We start from the raw sequence: 16713 nt of genomic DNA, 5'->3' as shown, positions 1-16713 counted from the left end.
CCGGGCCGAGGACCAGGGTCGTACGTCAGCGGACGCTGCGGGCGAACTGTCGCGCGGCCCAGACGACGCCCAGCACGGCGAGCACTGCGGTGATGCTCAGGCCCTGCCAGACCTTGTCGCTGCCCAGGTCGCCGGCGAACAGCGCGCGGGTGCCGTCGACCGCCCAGGAGAACGGGTTCCAGTCGGCGATTCCCTGCAGCCAACCGGGGGCGAACGTCAGCGGCAGCAGGATGCCGGAGAGCAGCAGCACCGGCTGCGCCACGGTGTTCATCAGCGGGGCCAGCGCGTCCTCACTCTTGACCTTGAGCGCCACGCCGTAGGAGACGGCCGAGGTCATCAGGGCGATGAGGGCGAGCATCAGGTACGCCAGCAGCAGGTCGCCGAGGAAGACCCGCAGGTCGAACAGGAGCGCCAGCAGGGTGATGATGACGGCCTGCACGAGGAGCGAGACGACGTCGCGCAGTGAGCGGCCGAGCAGCAGGGCGAGTCGGCTGATCGGGGTGACCCGGGAGCGTTCGATCACCCCTGCTCGCAGTTCGGCGATGAGGCCGAACCCCTGGAACAGGCCGCCGAAGATGGCCAGCAGCACCAGCAGACCGGGTACGAAGATCTTGTAGGCGGCGGCCTGGGTGGGTGCGTTCAGGGCTGGCTTGAGCAGCGGGGCGAAGAGCAGCAGGTACATCACCGGCTGGAACACGCCGACGAAGACCCAGACCGGATTGCGCAGCAGCAGCTGGGTCTGCCGCTGGAAGATCAGCCACGTGTCACGGGCGAATTTCATGAGTCGTCTCCGAGTGGTCAGGACTCGCGCAACGAGCGCAGCGAGCCGCAACGAGCGCAGCGAGCCGCGACGAGCGCAACGAGCCCGCAGCGAGCGGTACGAGCGAACGGTCAGGACTCGCGCAGCGAGCGGCCGGTCTTGGTGAGAAAGACGTCGTCCAGGCTGGGCCGGTGCAGCTCGATCGAGCGCAGCTCCAGGCCCGCGTGGTCGAGTCGGCGCAGCACCTGCGGGATGGCGGTGGCGCCCTCGTCGACGTAGAGGCGTAGGCCACCCTCGTCGACGGTCTCCAGCTTGTTGACGAACGGCTCGCCGTCGAGGGCCTTGGCGGCCTGCTGGGTGGCGCTCAGGTCGAGGCCGACCAGCACCACGTCGCCGGAGATCTCCCGCTTGAGCTCGGCGGGGGTGCCCTCGGCGACGACCTCGCCATGGTCCATGATCGCGATCCGGTCGCAGAGCGCGTCGGCTTCGTCCAGGTAGTGCGTGGTGATGAAGACGGTCATGCCGTCGCTGCGGAGTCGGCGGATCTCGTCCCACATGTGGGCGCGGCTCTGCGGGTCGAGGCCGGTGGTCGGCTCGTCCAGGAAGACGATCTTCGGCTCGTGGATGATGCCGAGGGCGATCTCGACCCGTCGGCGTTGACCGCCGGAGTAGGTCTTGCACGTGCGGTCGGCGTACTCGGTGAGTTGGAAGGCGTCCAGCGCGCTGACGGCGCGGCGCTGCGCGTCGGCCTTGCCGATGCCGTACATGCGGGCGTGCAGCACCAGCTCCTCGCGGGCGGTGGACTCGTCCCAGGTGCTGCCGCCCTGTGGCACGTAGCCGATGCGGCGGCGCACCTCGGCCGGGTCCTTGCGCAGGTCGGCGCCCGCGATGGTGGCTTCGCCGCCGTCCGGTTCGATCAACGTGGCGAGCATCCGCAGCGTGGTGGTCTTGCCGGCGCCGTTCGGGCCGAGGAAGCCGAAGATCTCGCCCTCGGCGACCGAGAGGTTGACGCCCCGCACGGCGTCCACGGTCTTCGTCTCTCGACCTGCGCGGGAGCGGAACGACTTCCGCAGCCCCCTGGTCTCGATCATTTCTGCTCCTGGTCGTTCGGGCCGGTCGAGCCGGCCGCCGAAATCGGGCCGGTCGAGCCGGCCGCCGAAATGGGGCCGGTCGAGCCGGCCGCCGAGTGGGACGACGCCGGACGGCGCACTCCCCCGCTGTGCCATCAGCAGGCTAACGCGATATAGCTTTTTTAGTCAACGTTGATTATTTCGCGCCGGGCTCGGGCCGCTCCTCACCGTCCCGCCACCCCGGCCAACCATCCGCGTTCTCCAGTTCAGCAGGCAGGTACGACACACCCGACTCGACACGTTCCGCGATTCGCTCGCACCAGCCGATCTCCGCCTCCGCACGGGCGGACCACAGCTCGACCATCCAACTGACGTGCACCGGCTTGGCGTTACGGATCCAGTCCGACTCGAGCGAGGCACGCATCGAGGCGACGTTGGCGCGGAGCAGGTTGGCCCGGTTCCGCAGGGCCGCCGCCGCCTCCGAGCGGGGCATCGCTGGCAGGAACGAGAACGCCGCGGTGAACGGGTCGGGCGGCTCGCTGAGGTTCCACCACAGGTTGCGCAGCAACGTCTCGAACTCGTCCTCCCCCTTGGCGGTCACCTCGTAGGTGGTCCGCGCGGGACGAGCGCCGACCTGCTCGGTCGCGACGGCGTTGAGCAGACCTTCCTCGGTGAGTTTGCGCAGCGCGTGGTAAATCGATCCGGGTTGCACGTTGGCCCACTTGTCGGCGCTCCAGCTCAGCAGCTCACGGCGTACGTCGTAGCCGTGCACGGGCTGCATCCACCGCACCAGACCAAGGATCATCATTCGAGTCGCAGACACCCCACAAGCGTAATAGCCAAGTTTGACTAAGCCGGGGCGGTGCAGTGCCGCATCCCACACTGAGTGATCGTTAGGGTGCCGGCAGGGTGGCCGATACACTCCCCGTCAGTAACCTGCCCGGGAGGAGCCACGAAGGTGCGCAAGGTACTCATCGCCAACCGCGGCGAGATCGCCGTCCGGGTGATCCGTGCGTGCCGTGACGCCGGCCTGGACAGCGTCGCCGTCTACGCGGACTCCGACCGCGACGCCCTGCACGCCACCCTCGCGGACGAGGCGTACGCGCTCGGCGGTGACAGCGCGACCGAGACGTACCTGCGCATCGACAAGCTGCTCGACGTCGCCGCCCGGGCCGGCGCCGACGCCGTACACCCGGGTTATGGCTTCCTCAGCGAGAACGCCGACTTCGCCCAGGCGGTCATCGACGCCGGGCTGACCTGGATCGGCCCCACCCCGGAGGCCATCCGCGACCTGGGCGACAAGGTCACCGCCCGACACATCGCTCAGCGCGCCGGCGCGCCGCTCGTCCCCGGCACCCCGGACCCGGTGGGCAGCCCGGACGAGGTGATGGCGTTCGCCGTCGACCACGGCCTGCCGGTCGCCATCAAGGCGGCCTTCGGTGGCGGCGGCCGCGGCCTCAAGGTCGCCCGGACCATGGAGGAGATCCCCCAGCTCTTCGAGTCGGCCACCCGGGAGGCGGTCGCGGCGTTCGGCCGGGGCGAGTGCTTCGTCGAGCGCTACCTGGACCAGCCCCGGCACGTCGAGGCGCAGGTCCTCGCCGACCAGCACGGCAACGTGATCGTGGTCGGCACCCGGGACTGCTCGTTGCAGCGTCGGCACCAGAAGCTCGTCGAGGAGGCCCCCGCGCCGTTCCTCACCGACGCCCAGCGGGCGCAGATCCACGACAGCGCCAAGGCGATCTGCCGCGAGGCCGGCTACCACGGCGCCGGCACCGTGGAATACCTGGTCGGCATGGACGGCACGATCTCCTTCCTGGAGGTCAACACCCGCCTGCAGGTCGAGCACCCGGTCACCGAGGAGACCGCCGGCATCGACCTGGTCCGCGAGCAGTTCCGGATCGCCGACGGCGACAAGTTGCGGATCACCGAGGACCCGACGCCGCGCGGGCACGCCATCGAGTTCCGGATCAACGGCGAGGACCCGGGCCGCAACTTCCTGCCCGCTCCGGGCACCGTCACCGCGTTGCGGCTGCCGACCGGCCCGGGCGTGCGGGTCGACACCGGCATCTCGGCCGGCGACGTGATCGGCGGCAACTTCGACTCGCTGCTCGCCAAGGTGATCATCACCGGTGAGACGCGGACCGAGGCGCTGGAACGCGCCCGTCGCGCGCTGGACGAGATGGTCCTCGACGGAATGGCCACCGCGCTGCCGTTCCACCGGCTGGTCGTGCGGGACGAGGCGTTCACCGCCGAGCCGTTCAGCGTGCACACCCGGTGGATCGAGACCGAGTTCCACAACACCGTGCCGCCGTTCGCCGCCGCCGTCGGCGCCGCCGAGGCGCCGGCCGAACGCGAGACCGTCGTGGTCGAGGTCGGCGGCAAGCGCCTCGAGGTCAGCCTCCCCGCCGGCTTCGGCGGGAGTACGACCACCGCGGCACCCGCCTCCCGCAAGCCGACTCGGCGCGGTGGCGGCGGCGCGAAGGCCGGTGCTCCGGTCGGTGGAGACGCGCTCACCTCGCCGATGCAGGGCACCATCGTCAAGATCGCGGTTGCCGACGGCGACACGGTGGCCGAGGGCGACCTGGTGGTGGTGTTGGAGGCGATGAAGATGGAGCAGCCGCTGCACGCCCACAAGGCGGGTACGGTCAGCGGGCTCACCGCCGAGGTCGGTGCCGTGATCACCGCCGGGGCCCCGATCTGCACCATCGCCTGACGGCGGGGCGAAGGACCGGCCGGGCTGCGACGGCCGGTCGCCGGAGTGCCGTCCCGTCCGCTTTGTCGGGCTGGGCGCCGCACGGCGGGGGTGGTTTGCGGCACCGGCGTGGGCGATGGCGACCAGGGGCGGGAATGATGGCCGGGTGCGGTTCCTACACGGCGCGGTTCCCGCGCACGACCTGACCTATACCGACGTCTTCATGGCGCCGGCCCGCTCCGACCTGGGTTCCCGGCTCGATGTCGACCTCTCCACCAGTGACGGCACCGGCACCACCATCCCGCTGGTGGTGTCGAACATGACGGCTGTCGCCGGGCGGCGGATGGCGGAGACGGTGGCCCGTCGAGGCGCGATCACGGTGATCCCGCAGGACATCCCGATCGAGGTGGTGGCGAACGTCGTCGCCTGGGTCAAGCAGCGGCACCTGGTCTACGACACACCGATCACCCTGGGGCCGACCGAGACCGTGGGCGACGCCATCCACCTGCTGCCGAAGCGCTCGCACGGCGCGGTGATCGTGGTCGACGACGCCGGCCGACCGATGGGCGTCGTCACCGAGGCGGACACCACCGGTGTGGACCGGTTCGCGCAACTGCGCCACGTGATGTCCACCGAACTGCACACCGTTCCGGCGGACGCGGACCCGCGTACCGGGTTCGACAGGCTCTCGGCGGGCCGACGTCGGCTCGCCCCGGTGGTGGACGCCGACGGTCGGCTCGTCGGGGTGCTGACCCGCCAGGGCGCGCTGCGGGCGACCCTCTACACACCCGCCGTGGACGACCGGGGCCGACTGCGCATCGCGGCGGCCGTCGGCATCAACGGTGACGTGACCGGCAAGGCCCGGGCGTTGCTGGAGGCGGGGGTGGACACCCTGGTCGTGGACACCGCGCACGGCCACCAGGCGCGGATGATCTCCGCCCTCCAGGCGGTCCGGAAGCTGGACCCGGGAGTGCCGGTGGCGGCCGGCAACGTGGTCACCGCCGAGGGGGTACGCGACCTGGTCGAGGCCGGCGCGGACATCATCAAGGTCGGCGTCGGGCCGGGCGCGATGTGCACCACCCGGATGATGACCGGCGTGGGCCGGCCGCAGTTCTCCGCCGTCCTCGACTGCGCGGCGGCGGCCCGCGAGCTGGGCCGGCACGTCTGGGCCGACGGCGGGGTGCGGCACCCGCGGGACGTGGCGCTCGCGCTCGCCGCCGGGGCGTCCAACGTGATGATCGGCTCCTGGTTCGCCGGCACCTACGAGTCCCCCGGTGACCTGTACACGGACGCGGACGGCCGGCGGTACAAGGAGAGCTTCGGGATGGCGTCCGCTCGGGCGGTCAGCGCCCGTACCGCCGACGACAGCCCGTACGACCGGGCCCGCAAGGCGGTGTTCGAGGAGGGCATCTCCTCGGCCCGGATGTACCTGGACCCGGCCCGCCCCGGCGTGGAGGACCTGATCGACGAGATCATCGCCGGGGTGCGCAGCGCCTTCACCTACGCCGGCGCCCGCAACCTGACGCAGTTCCACGAGCGGGCGATCGTCGGCGTCCAGAGCGCCGCCGGCTACACCGAAGGGATGCCCCTCCCCACCAGCTGGTAACCCCCCGGTGCACTCCGGTCGATCATGGAGTTGTGGCGCCTGACAGATCGGGCGATGGTGGGCGAACCGTCCACCACAACTCCATGATCGACGCAGGGAGGGGGTTACGCCGTCAGGCGGCGTAGGACTTCGCGGGCCGCGTCGCTCGGGTTGTCTCCCACTCGGTTCGGTAGGGCGCCGGCCAGCCAGAGGGTGGCGAAGCCGTGGGCGATCGACCAGGCGGCGAGCGCGTCCCGGTCGGTGTCGGCGGGCGCGCCACCGCCGGGCAGGGCGGCCACCCCGGAGCGGAGTGCCGCGCCCGCGCGCTCCCGTGCGGCGAGCAGTTCGGGGTCGTCGGCCCGGTGCAGCTCGGGCCGGAACATCACCTCGAAGTACGCGCGGTGCCGGACGGCGAAGTCCACGTACGCGACGCCGGCTTCGAGCAGGTCGTCATCGGCTCGGACGAGCGCCTGCGCCAACCGGTCGAACCCCTCGGCGGCGAGTGCGGTGAGCAGGCCCGCCTTGTCTCCGAAGTGATGCGCGGGTGCGGCGTGCGAGACGCCGGCGCGGCGGGCCAGGTCCCGCAGGCTCAACGCGGTCGGTCCGACCTCCTCGATGGCTTCCTGCGCGGCGACGAGCAGTGCGCGGCGGAGATCCCCGTGATGGTACGCACGCGTTTCAGTCACGCCGGAATCCTATCTTGCCATTGACAAGATGCTCCTTCGCCCCGCAATCTTGTCACTGACAAGTTTGAGGAGGACTCGATGGCACCCCTGATCGCCCTGCTCGTCGGCACGACGCTGGCCCGTCTCGCCGGTCTGGCCGGCGTCTCCGCGCTGGACGGATGGCACCCGGCGCTGCGCGTCGGACTGGCCGCGATGTTCACGCTGACCGCCGTCGCGCACTTCGTCGGCGAGCGCCGCGCCGACCTGATCGCGATGGTCCCGCCCCGCCTGCCCCGACCGGGCCTGCTGGTCACCCTCACCGGAGTGCTGGAACTGGTCGGCGCGGTCGGCCTGCTGGTGCCGGCCACCGCCCGGGTCGCGGCGGCCGGGCTCGCCCTGCTGATGCTCGCGATGTTCCCGGCCAACGTCTCGGCCGCCTACCGGAGATTGACCCTCGCCGGACGCCCGGTCACCCCGCTCGGGCAGCGCACCGCTCTGCAACTCGTGTTCGTCGCGGCTGCTGTGGCTATTTCGTTTGGCCCCTGACTATCAGGGGGCTAATCTACGTCCCGTGGAACTCGTGACCCTTCAGGACGTGCCGCTGGGCCGGCTCCTGGTGGTGGCCGGGCACCTGGTCGGGCAGCGGTGGAACCGCTACCTCGCCGAGGAGCACGGCCTCACCCAGGCCGGCATGATCACCCTGATGACGCTCGCCCGACACGGCGAACTGCCCCACCGGCAGGTCGCCGAGAAGGGCTTCGTCCGCCCGGCGACCCTGACCGGCATCGTCGACACCCTCGAACGCGACGGTCTGGTCGAGCGGCAGCGCGACGACAGCGACCGGCGCAGCATCCGACTCGCCCTCACTCCCGCCGGGCGGGAGCGGGCCGCCGCGCTCAGCGCGCTGATGCACTCCGGACGCCCGCTCACCTCGGTCGACGCTGACCCGGAGAAGGCCCAGGTGATCCGCGAGTTCCTGCTGGAGGTCATCGGCAGCGGGGACGACCCGCGGATGACCGGACGCCTCACCGAACCGAAGGATCCGGCGTGCTGATCCGACTGCTGCGCGACCAATTGCGCACCTACCGACGACCGTTGCTGGGGGTGGTGCTGCTCCAGTTCGTGGGCACCATGGCCTCGCTCTACCTACCGAGCCTCAACGCGGACATCATCGACCAGGGCGTCGCCCGGGGCGACACCGACTACATCGTTCGCACCGGCGGTTGGATGCTGCTGGTCAGCCTGGTCCAGATCGCCTGTTCGATCGCCGCCGTCTATCTCGGTGCCCGGGTCGCGATGGGCTTCGGCCGGGACGTCCGCGCCGAACTGTTCGGGCACGTCAACAGGTTCTCCGCCCGTGAGGTGGCCCGGTTCGGGGCGCCGTCGCTGATCACCCGCAACACCAACGACGTCCAACAGGTGCAGATGCTCGTGCTGATGAGCTGCACGATGCTGGTCGCCGCACCGATCATGAGCGTCGGCGGGGTGTTCATGGCGCTGCGCGAGGACCTCGGGTTGTCCTGGCTGATGCTCGTCAGCGTGCCGGTGCTGGCCGTCGCGCTGAGCGCGATCATCCGCCGGATGGTGCCGGGCTTCCGGCTGATGCAGACTCGCATCGACACCGTCAACCGGGTGCTGCGCGAGCAGATCACCGGAATCCGGGTGGTCCGCGCCTTCGTCCGTGAGCCGTACGAGACGGACCGCTTCGGTGTCGCCAACGCCGACCTGACCGCCACCGCCCTGCGTACCGGCCGGTTGTTGGCATTGATCTTCCCGGTGGTCATGCTGGTGCTGAACGTCTCCAGCGTGGCGGTGCTCTGGTTCGGCGCCCACCGGGTCGACTCCGGCGCCATCCAGATCGGCGCACTCACCGCGTTCCTGGCGTACCTGATGCAGATCCTGATGGCGGTCATGATGGCCACCTTCATGCTGATGATGGTGCCCCGGGCGGCGGTCTGCGCCGAGCGGATCGTGGAGGTGCTGGACACCGACTCCTCGGTGGTCCCGGCCAGCGCGCCGATCACCGAGCTGGCCGGGCGCGCCGAGTTGGAGCTGCGCGGGGTGCGCTTCCAGTACCCGGGCGCGGTGGAGCCGGTGCTGCGCGACATCTCCTTCCGGGCCACCCCGGGCACCACCACGGCGATCATCGGCAGCACCGGCGCCGGCAAGACGACACTGCTGTCGCTCATCCCCCGCCTGGTCGACGTCACCGCCGGTGCGGTGCTCGTCGACGGGGTGGACGTGCGGGAGCTGGCACCCGACGAACTGTGGCGGCGCATCGGTCTGGTGCCACAGCGGCCGTACCTGTTCACCGGGACGATCGCGAGCAACCTTCGCTACGGCAACCCGGACGCCACCGACGAGGAGCTGTGGGCGGCGCTGGAGATCGCCCAGGCCCGGGACTTCGTGGCGCAGATGCCCGGCGGGTTGGACGCGCCGATCGCGCAGGGCGGCACCACCGTCTCCGGCGGGCAGCGGCAACGGCTGGCCATCGCCCGTGCCCTGGTCCGAAAGCCGGAGATCTACCTGTTCGACGACTCGTTCTCCGCGCTCGACCTCGGCACCGACGCACGGCTGAGGGCGGCGCTGCGGCCGGTCACCGCGGAGTCCGCGGTGGTGATCGTGGCCCAGCGGGTCTCCACGATCGTCGACGCCGACCAGATCATCGTGCTCGAGAACGGAGGGGTCGTCGGGGTGGGACGGCACGCGGAGTTGGTGGAGAGCTGCCCGACGTACGCCGAGATCGTCGCCTCGCAGCAGACGGCGGAGGTGGCGGCATGAGCGAGCACGACGAGCCGCGCACCGCGGCCGTACCCAGTCAGAAGCCGGCCGGCGACGCGGCGCGGCAGCCCGGCGGGGAGGCCGCGAAGCAACCCGGCGGCGACGCGCGGACGCCGAAGCGGCTGCCTCCGGGCCGCCCGGGCGGCGGTCCGGGGTGGATGAGCGCCGGGATGCCCGCCGAGAAGTCGATGACCTTCGGGCCGTCGGCCCGGCGGCTGCTCGGCCGGCTGCGCCCGCACCGGCTGCACCTGGCGGCGATCATCACCCTCGCCGTGGTGAGCGTCGGTTTCAGCGTGGCCGGGCCGAAGATCCTCGGTCACGCCACCGACATCATCTTCAACGGCGTGATCGGTCGGCAGTTGGAACCGGGCACCAGCACCGAGCAGGCCGTCGCGGCGGCCCGGGCCGGCGGCAACGAGGGCTTCGCCGACATGCTGGCCCGGATGGACGTGGTGCCCGGGATGGGCATCGACTTCGGCGCCCTGAGCCGGGTGCTGCTGCTGGCGCTCGGCCTCTACCTGGCGGCGAGCCTGCTGTCCTGGTGGCAGGGCTGGCTGCTCAACGGGGTGGTCCAGCGCACCGTGCTGCGGCTGCGCGCCGAGGTGGAGGAGAAGCTCAACCGGCTGCCGTTGCCCTACTTCGACAGGCAACCCCGGGGCGAGCTGCTCAGTCGGGTCACCAACGACATCGACAACATCTCCACAAGCCTCCAGCAGACCCTCAGCCAACTGCTCACCTCGTTGCTGACCGTCGTCGGCGTGCTGGGCGTGATGTTCTGGATCTCGCCGCTGCTGGCCCTGGTGGCGCTGGTCGCGGTGCCGCTGTCGGTGCTGGTCACCCAGCGCATCGCGAAGCGTTCGCAGAAGCAGTTCGTCGCCCAGTGGACGCACACCGGTGCGTTGAACGGTCAGATCGAGGAGGCGTACACCGGCCACGAACTGGTGAAGGTCTTCGGTCGGCAACGCGAGGTGGAGGCCGCGTTCCACGCGAAGAACGAGGAGTTGTTCCGCGCCAGCTTCGGCGCGCAGTTCATCTCCGGGATCATCATGCCGTCGATGATGTTCATCGGGAACCTCAGCTACGTGGCGATCGCCGTGGTGGGTGGCCTGCGGGTCGCGTCCGGCACGATGAGCCTCGGCGACGTGCAGGCGTTCATCCAGTACTCCCGCCAGTTCACCCAGCCGCTCACCCAACTCGCGTCGATGGCCAACCTCCTCCAGTCCGGGGTGGCGTCCGCCGAACGGGTCTTCGCGGTGCTCGACGCCGACGAGCAGACCCCGGACCCGGTCGAGCCGACCCGGGTCGCCGACCCGCACGGCCGGGTCGAGTTCGAGCACGTCTCGTTCCGGTACGAGCCGGACAAGCCGTTGATCGACGACCTGTCGCTGGTCGCCGAGCCGGGGCACACCGTGGCGATCGTCGGCCCGACCGGCGCCGGCAAGACCACACTGGTGAACCTGATCATGCGGTTCTACGAGCTGGACGCCGGCCGGATCACCCTGGACGGGGTGGACGTCACCACGATGCGCCGCGACGACCTGCGCGGACGGATCGGCATGGTGCTGCAGGACACCTGGCTCTTCGGCGGCACCATCCGCGACAACATCGCCTACGGGAGGCCCGACGCGACCGAGGAGGAGATCGTCGCGGCGGCCCGGGCCACCTTCGTGGACCGGTTCGTGCGCAGCCTGCCCGACGGCTACGACACGGTCATCGACGAGGAGGGCAGCAACGTCAGCGCCGGCGAGAAGCAGCTCATCACCATCGCCCGGGCGTTCCTCGCCGAGCCGTCACTGCTCATCCTCGACGAGGCCACCAGCTCGGTGGACACCCGCACCGAGGTGCTGCTCCAACGGGCGATGGCCGCGCTGCGCTCCGACCGGACCAGCTTCGTCATCGCGCACCGGCTCTCCACCATCCGCGACGCCGACCTGATCCTGATGATGGAGAACGGCCGGATCGTCGAGCAGGGCACCCACGAGCAGTTGCTCGCCGCCCAGGGCGCGTACCACCGGCTCTACCGTTCCCAGTTCACCGGTGCCGTGACCGACGAGGAACCGGCCGCCCAGCCGGCGTCGGTCTGAGCACGAGCGGTCGTGCGCACATCCTGGTCAGCCCGGCGGCAGCAGGTCGGTCGCGCGGGCGGCGACCTGCGCGCCGATCAGGGCGAGCGCGGCGGCGGCGGGCATCGGGTCCAGAGCCCGCCCGCCGCGCAGGCGCAGCGCGAGACGGCCGTCGGCCGCCTCCCGGGCACCCACCACCCCGAGGTACGGGACGCGGCGGCGGGCCGCGTCCCGGATCCGGGCGCCCAGCGAGCCGGAGACGTCGATGTCGGCCCGCAGGCCCGCGTCGACGGCCTGCCGGGCCAGCTCCGCAGCCGCGTCGACCTGCGCGGCGTCGACCGGCAGCAGGAGCAACTGGACGGGCGCATACCAGGCCGGGAAGGCACCCTCGTGCACCTCGACGAGGTACGCGAACAGCCGCTCCATGCTGCCGACCAGGCTGCGGTGCAGCATGACCGGTCGACGCCGACTGCCGTCGGAGTCGGTGTAGGACAGGTCGAAGCGCTCGGGTTTGTCGAAGTCGAGTTGGATGGTGGAGATGGTGGACTCCCGACCGGCCGCGTCGACGATCTGGATGTCGATCTTCGGCCCGTAGAACGCGGCCTCACCGGGCGCCTCGACGTACGCCATCCCGGCCAACGCGCCGCGGAGCAGGTCCTCGGCGCGGGCCCACTGGGCATCGTCGCCGACGTACTTCTCGCCCGGCCCGCGCAGCGACAGCCGGAACCCGGCCGGGCGTACGCCGAGCGCGGCGTGCGCCTCCCGGATCAGCCGGAGGATCTCGGCGACCTCGTCGCCGACCTGCTCGGGGGCGCAGAAGGTGTGCGCGTCGTTGAGCGAGATGGCGCGTACCCGGGACAGCCCGCCGAGCACCCCGGAGCGCTCCGGGCGGTACATGCCGCCCAGTTCCGCGATCCGCAGCGGCAGCTCCCGGTAGGAGCGGCCGCGGGCCCGGAAGACCAGCGCGTGGTGCGGGCAGAGCGCCGGACGGAGGACGAACTCGTCGTCGGCGCTCAGCCGCATCGGCGGGAACATGTCCTCGGCGAAGTAGCCGAGGTGGCCGGAGAGTTCGAAGAGTTCCCGCTTGCCCAGCGGCGGCGAGTAGACGTGCTGGTGGCCGGAGCGACGCTCCAACTCCCGGACGTACTCCTCGACGGCGTGCCGGGCGGCGGCACCGGCGGGCAGCCAGATCGGCAGGCCGGCGCCGGCCAGTGGATCGGAGACGAAGAGGTCCAGCTCACGGCCGAGCCTACGGTGGTCGATCATGTCGGGCTCCTGGATCGGGTACGACCCGGAGGCGACCTGGACACCGAACGCCGCACGGCCCTCGGGGGCGGATCGCCCCGGGGCCTGGTCGACGGTGGTTACGTCAGAGCGGCGCGCCGGGGACACCCGGCGTCGTGGTCACCACTACCGCACTGCGCATACCGCGACGCTACCCCTCGCGCGAGCGCTGACGCACCTGGATTACGACCGTCGGAGCGTGGACGGGGGCGGGCCGCCGGCGCGGGACCCGCCGGCGGCCCTGGCGGCCGGAATCGTCGGGAACGGGGGACCCGACGGGCGTGGCCGCGCGGACAACGGTACGCCGACGTACGCCGATCCGCCGACCGCTCCGGCGGCCGTGGGACGGTAGTGGAACCGTCACCCAGGATCGTTCTGCCTCGTTGTACTCCGGGCGGCCTCGCCGTGTCGGCGGTCACGACCGGCCGGGGTTGTCCATGGTGACGCCGGACACGCCGTCAGGCTCAAGTCACCCAATCGGCCGCATCCGGCGAGGTGGCAGGCGTGCCCGAACTACTGACTGACGTCGCGTCTCCGACGTGGGCGTACCTCGTGCTGGTCGCCCTGCTGATCGCGGACGCCTTCGTCCCGGTGATCCCCACCCAGATCGTCATGATCACCAGTGGTGCGCTCACCGTCTACGGCGGGCTCAGCCTGCCGGTCACCATCGCCGTCGGCGCGCTCGGCGTGTTCGCCGGTGACCTGGCCTGCTATCTGCTCGGGCGGAGCGCACCGGACCGGCGGCCACCCCGGCACGCCGAGCTGAGCCGGGCCCGCCGGGTCGCCAGCCGGGTCACCCAGGGGCTCCGACAACCCGGGCCGATGGTCATCCTGCTCTGCCGGTTCGTGCCCGGCGGGCGCATGGCAGCCTGCTTCTCGGCCGGTCGCAGCCGCTACCCGTACCGGCTGTTCATGCTCTACGAGGCGGTCGCCGCGCTCGGATGGGCCACGTACGGCGCACTGGTCGGGCATCTCGGCGGCACCGCGCTCACCGAGTCGGCGTGGCGCCTGGCCATCATCGCCACCGCCGCAGCCGTCGGCTTCGCCGCAGCCGGATGGGCGATGACAGTGGTCAGCGCCCGCCACGCCCGCACCGCCGGAGCCGACCTACCGATCGACTGACTAGGGGTGTTCCCGGGGTCGTAATTCGGTGGGCGTCCCGGATTCGGCTCGGGTGCCTCCGGCGACAGGCTGAGGCATGCCTGGAACCCGGAACACCGGTTTGCTGGCCCTCGGTGGGATCGCCGTGGCGGCGCTGCTCACCGTGATCGGCCACCTGGAAGTCAACGACGACCTCAGCCCGTGGGCGTTGACCATCAGCGACTTCGCGGTCTCCGATCGCGGCGGGGTCATCGACGTCGCCATGGTGGTGCTCGCGCTCGCCACCGTGGCGCTGCTGTACGGGCTGCGCCGCACCGGCCCGGCGCAGCCCGATCGCCCGGTCGAGCTGCTGCTCGGCGCGTGGGTGTCCGGGCTGGTGCTGGCCGCGCTGGTGCCGACGAACGAGCCCGGCACCGCCATGACCACAGCGGCGTACGTGCACCGGTACGCCTCGGTGGTCGCCTTCCTCGCCCTGCCGGCGGCCGGTTGGCTGCTGGCCCGTCGGCACGACCTGTCCCCCGCCGCTCGGACGCTACGCACCCTCGTCCTGCTGAGCCTGGCCCTGGCGGCGGCGATGATCTGGTCCGCCTACCCCGGTGACCGTCTGCTGATCGGCCTGGCCGAACGCCTTCTCATCCTCACCGAGGTGGCGGTGCTGGCAACCGTGGCGCTGACCCAAACCCGCCCCCGCCCGGCCACGTTGCGCGGAAGGGCTATTCCAGCTCGTGGAGCATCAGCTGGCGGGCCGCTTCGGTGATCGAGCCGGACAGGCTCGGGTAGATGGTGATGGTCTGGGCCAACTCGTTGACCGTCAGGTTGTTCTCCACCGCCATGGTGATCGGCAGGATCAGCTCGCTGGCCTTCGGGGCGACCACCACACCGCCGATCACCTGACCGCTGGCGGGGCGGCAGAAGAGCTTCACGAAGCCGTCCGCGAGGTCGTCCATCTTCGCCCGGGCGTTGCCGGACAGCGGCAACATCACCTGCCGGGCCGGCACCTTGCCCGCGTCCACCTCGTCCTGCGAGACGCCCACGGTGGCCAGCTCGGGATCGGTGAAGACGTTCGCCGCGACGGTACGCAACCGCAGCGGACGAACCGCCTCGCCGAGGGCGTGCCACATGGCGATCCGGCCCTGCATGGCGGCGACACTGGCCAGCAGCAGCACCCCGGTGCAGTCACCGGCGGCGTAGATGCCGGGCACGTTGGTCCGGGAGGCCCGGTCGACGGTGATGTAGCCGCCCCGGCCCAGCTCCACCCCGTATTCCACCAGGCCCAGGTCGGCGGTGTTCGGGATCGAGCCGACCGTGATCAACGCGTGTGAGCCGGTCACCTTCCGGCCGTCGGACAGCTCCACCTCGACGCCGTCGGCGGTACGCCGGACCGCGTCAGCCCGGGAGTTGTTGAGGATCTCCATGCCCCGGTTGCGGAACACCCGCTCGATGGCGGACGCGGCGTCGGCATCCTCGTGCGGCATCACCCGGTCCCGGCTGGAGACCAGGGTGACCTGCACCCCCATCGCCAGGTACGCGCTGGCGAACTCCGCGCCGGTCACACCCGAGCCGACCACGATCAGGTGCTCGGGCAGCTCCGGCAGGTCGTACACCTGACGCCAGGTCAGGATGCGCTCACCGTCCGGTACGGCGGTGGGCAACTGGCGGGGTGTCGAACCGGTCGCGACCAGCACGGTCGAGGCGTCGATGAAATACTGCTCGCCCCCGTCGGCGGGGGTGACGACGACCCGGTGGGTGTGCCCGAGGGAGTCCTCACCGAGCCGGGCGGTGCCGGCCACGAAGGTGACACCGGCCTTGAGCAGCTTGGCGTGGATGTCGGCGGACTGCGCCAACGCCAACCGCTTCACCCGCTCGTGCACCGCCTGGGCGTCGACGGTGACCGCCTCCAGGCCGTCCGAGTGCACCCCGAACTCCTCGGTGTCGCGGTAACCGGTCACCACCCCCGAGCTGGCGATGAAGGTCTTCGACGGCACGCAGTCGGAGAGCACACAGGCCCCACCCGCACCGTCCGCCTCCACCACTGTGACATCGGCGTCCAGCTGGGCGGCGACCAGAGCCGCCTCGTACCCGGCCGGCCCTCCACCGATGATCACGATCCGGCTCACAGCGTTCGCCCTTCGTCCATGCTCACAGTGACTTTCTTCTCCCGAGCGCGTTCGACACGCACAGTCGTATTCTCCCCCACCCGTCCGCCGGGCTATCGTCATCGCCGTGCGTCATCACGCCGCCTACGGCTCAAATCTCGACCCCGCCCGAATGCGCGCCTACTGTCCGCATTCGCCGATGGTGGGCACCGGCTGGCTGGAAGGCTGGCGGCTGACCTTCGCCGGGGCGGACGTGATCGGCTGGGAGGGCGCGGTGAGCACCCTCGTCGAGTCTCCCGGCGACCGGGTCTTCGTGGCGCTCTACGACATCCACCCGTACGACGCCGAGCAGCTCGACGAGCTGGAGGGCGTCGCCGCCGGCACGTACCGCAAGCTGCACGTCCGGGTCTCCACCCTCGACGGCGACGTGACCGCGTGGATCTACGTCTTCAACGGGTACGAGGGTGGCCTGCCGACGTCGTGGTATCTCTCCGAGATCGCGAACGCCGCCGAGAAGGCGGGCGCCCCGGACGACTACGTCACCGAGCTGCGGTCCCGCCCCACCGGCACCGCGTCGGCGTAGCAGCGCGTATCGCACGCCTCCAGTCTGCTCCCG

General features: G+C 71.1%; 15 protein-coding genes. 9 read left to right on the top strand and 6 right to left on the bottom strand.

Annotation, left to right across the window (positions count from 1 at the left end; all coding sequences use genetic code 11):
- Positions 1–25 precede the first annotated feature (25 nt).
- The 3 genes from O7616_RS09070 to O7616_RS09060 form a co-directional block, all read right to left on the bottom strand.
- Entirely contained in the window at positions 26–781 is a 756-nt protein-coding gene (locus O7616_RS09070; RefSeq protein WP_088986366.1) for an ABC transporter permease, read from the bottom strand.
- 110 nt (positions 782–891) lie between these two features.
- Positions 892–1851 (bottom strand): ATP-binding cassette domain-containing protein, encoded by a 960-nt coding sequence (locus O7616_RS09065; RefSeq protein ID WP_282306394.1) that lies wholly within the window; start codon positions 1849–1851, stop codon positions 892–894.
- 175 nt (positions 1852–2026) lie between these two features.
- Entirely contained in the window at positions 2027–2638 is a 612-nt protein-coding gene (locus O7616_RS09060) for a PadR family transcriptional regulator (protein ID WP_282264674.1), read from the bottom strand.
- A 150-nt stretch (positions 2639–2788) separates the two neighbouring features.
- Here O7616_RS09060 and O7616_RS09055 point away from each other — a divergent pair, with 150 nt between their 5' ends.
- Together O7616_RS09055 and O7616_RS09050 are read left to right on the top strand one after the other, a co-directional pair.
- Positions 2789–4543 (top strand): biotin carboxylase N-terminal domain-containing protein, encoded by a 1755-nt coding sequence (locus tag O7616_RS09055; RefSeq protein WP_282306393.1) that lies wholly within the window; start codon positions 2789–2791, stop codon positions 4541–4543.
- 145 nt (positions 4544–4688) lie between these two features.
- The gene (locus tag O7616_RS09050) at positions 4689–6128 is read left to right on the top strand and encodes a GuaB1 family IMP dehydrogenase-related protein (RefSeq protein WP_282306392.1); all 1440 of its coding nucleotides are present in this window, start codon (positions 4689–4691) and stop codon (positions 6126–6128) included.
- A gap of 104 nt (positions 6129–6232) precedes the next feature.
- Here the strand turns inward: O7616_RS09050 and O7616_RS09045 are convergent, their stop codons facing one another.
- Entirely contained in the window at positions 6233–6793 is a 561-nt protein-coding gene (locus O7616_RS09045) for a TetR/AcrR family transcriptional regulator (protein WP_282306391.1), read from the bottom strand.
- Positions 6794–6871: 78 nt separating this feature from the next.
- Here O7616_RS09045 and O7616_RS09040 point away from each other — a divergent pair, with 78 nt between their 5' ends.
- The 4 genes from O7616_RS09040 (at position 6872) to O7616_RS09025 (ending at position 11637) form a co-directional block, all read left to right on the top strand.
- Positions 6872–7318, top strand: a complete 447-nt coding sequence (locus O7616_RS09040) for a DoxX family membrane protein (RefSeq protein ID WP_282306390.1) — start codon at positions 6872–6874, stop codon at positions 7316–7318.
- 25 nt (positions 7319–7343) lie between these two features.
- Positions 7344–7826, top strand: coding sequence for a MarR family transcriptional regulator (locus O7616_RS09035; RefSeq protein ID WP_088986373.1), 483 nt, complete (start codon positions 7344–7346; stop codon positions 7824–7826).
- Positions 7820–9553 carry an ABC transporter ATP-binding protein gene (locus O7616_RS09030; RefSeq protein WP_282306389.1) on the top strand — a complete coding sequence of 578 codons (1734 nt, stop codon included), beginning with the start codon at positions 7820–7822 and terminating at the stop codon, positions 9551–9553. Before O7616_RS09035 ends, O7616_RS09030 begins: the two co-directional genes overlap by 7 nt.
- Before the next feature lie 170 nt (positions 9554–9723).
- Positions 9724–11637, top strand: coding sequence for an ABC transporter ATP-binding protein (locus O7616_RS09025; protein ID WP_282307569.1), 1914 nt, complete (start codon positions 9724–9726; stop codon positions 11635–11637).
- A gap of 27 nt (positions 11638–11664) precedes the next feature.
- Here the strand turns inward: O7616_RS09025 and thrS are convergent, their stop codons facing one another.
- Positions 11665–12882 carry a threonine--tRNA ligase gene (gene thrS / locus O7616_RS09020; protein WP_282306388.1) on the bottom strand — a complete coding sequence of 406 codons (1218 nt, stop codon included), beginning with the start codon at positions 12880–12882 and terminating at the stop codon, positions 11665–11667.
- A 522-nt stretch (positions 12883–13404) separates the two neighbouring features.
- Between thrS and O7616_RS09015 the strand changes: the two genes are divergently transcribed.
- Positions 13405–14022, top strand: a complete 618-nt coding sequence (locus tag O7616_RS09015; protein WP_282306387.1) for a DedA family protein — start codon at positions 13405–13407, stop codon at positions 14020–14022.
- A gap of 76 nt (positions 14023–14098) precedes the next feature.
- Complete coding sequence (locus O7616_RS09010) at positions 14099–14758, top strand: DUF998 domain-containing protein (protein ID WP_282306386.1); 660 nt, start codon at positions 14099–14101, stop codon at positions 14756–14758.
- Here O7616_RS09010 and O7616_RS09005 read toward each other — a convergent pair.
- Positions 14715–16118, bottom strand: coding sequence for an NAD(P)H-quinone dehydrogenase (locus O7616_RS09005; RefSeq protein ID WP_282306385.1), 1404 nt, complete (start codon positions 16116–16118; stop codon positions 14715–14717). The genes O7616_RS09010 and O7616_RS09005 overlap by 44 nt on opposite strands.
- Positions 16119–16224: 106 nt before the next feature.
- On the opposite strand from O7616_RS09005, the gene O7616_RS09000 reads away from it, so the two are divergent.
- Positions 16225–16680 (top strand): gamma-glutamylcyclotransferase, encoded by a 456-nt coding sequence (locus O7616_RS09000; protein WP_088986378.1) that lies wholly within the window; start codon positions 16225–16227, stop codon positions 16678–16680.
- Positions 16681–16713 lie beyond the last annotated feature (33 nt).

Source organism: Micromonospora sp. WMMD964, assembly GCF_029581455.1.
Lineage (GTDB): Bacteria > Actinomycetota > Actinomycetes > Mycobacteriales > Micromonosporaceae > Micromonospora.
Note: the sequence above shows the minus strand (reverse complement) of the source record. Positions and strands in the feature narration are given on the sequence as shown.

Bases quoted from the DNA above. Each gene is read 5' to 3' on its own strand.
- thrS (WP_282306388.1), bottom strand. From the start codon at position 12,882: ATGATCGACCACCGTAGGCTCGGCCGTGAGCTGGACCTCTTCGTCTCC.
- O7616_RS09040 (WP_282306390.1), top strand. From the start codon at position 6,872: ATGGCACCCCTGATCGCCCTGCTCGTCGGCACGACGCTGGCCCGTCTC.
- O7616_RS09025 (WP_282307569.1), top strand. From the start codon at position 9,724: ATGCCCGCCGAGAAGTCGATGACCTTCGGGCCGTCGGCCCGGCGGCTG.
- O7616_RS09010 (WP_282306386.1), top strand. From the start codon at position 14,099: ATGCCTGGAACCCGGAACACCGGTTTGCTGGCCCTCGGTGGGATCGCC.
- O7616_RS09065 (WP_282306394.1), bottom strand. From the start codon at position 1,851: ATGATCGAGACCAGGGGGCTGCGGAAGTCGTTCCGCTCCCGCGCAGGT.
- O7616_RS09060 (WP_282264674.1), bottom strand. From the start codon at position 2,638: ATGATGATCCTTGGTCTGGTGCGGTGGATGCAGCCCGTGCACGGCTAC.
- O7616_RS09070 (WP_088986366.1), bottom strand. From the start codon at position 781: ATGAAATTCGCCCGTGACACGTGGCTGATCTTCCAGCGGCAGACCCAG.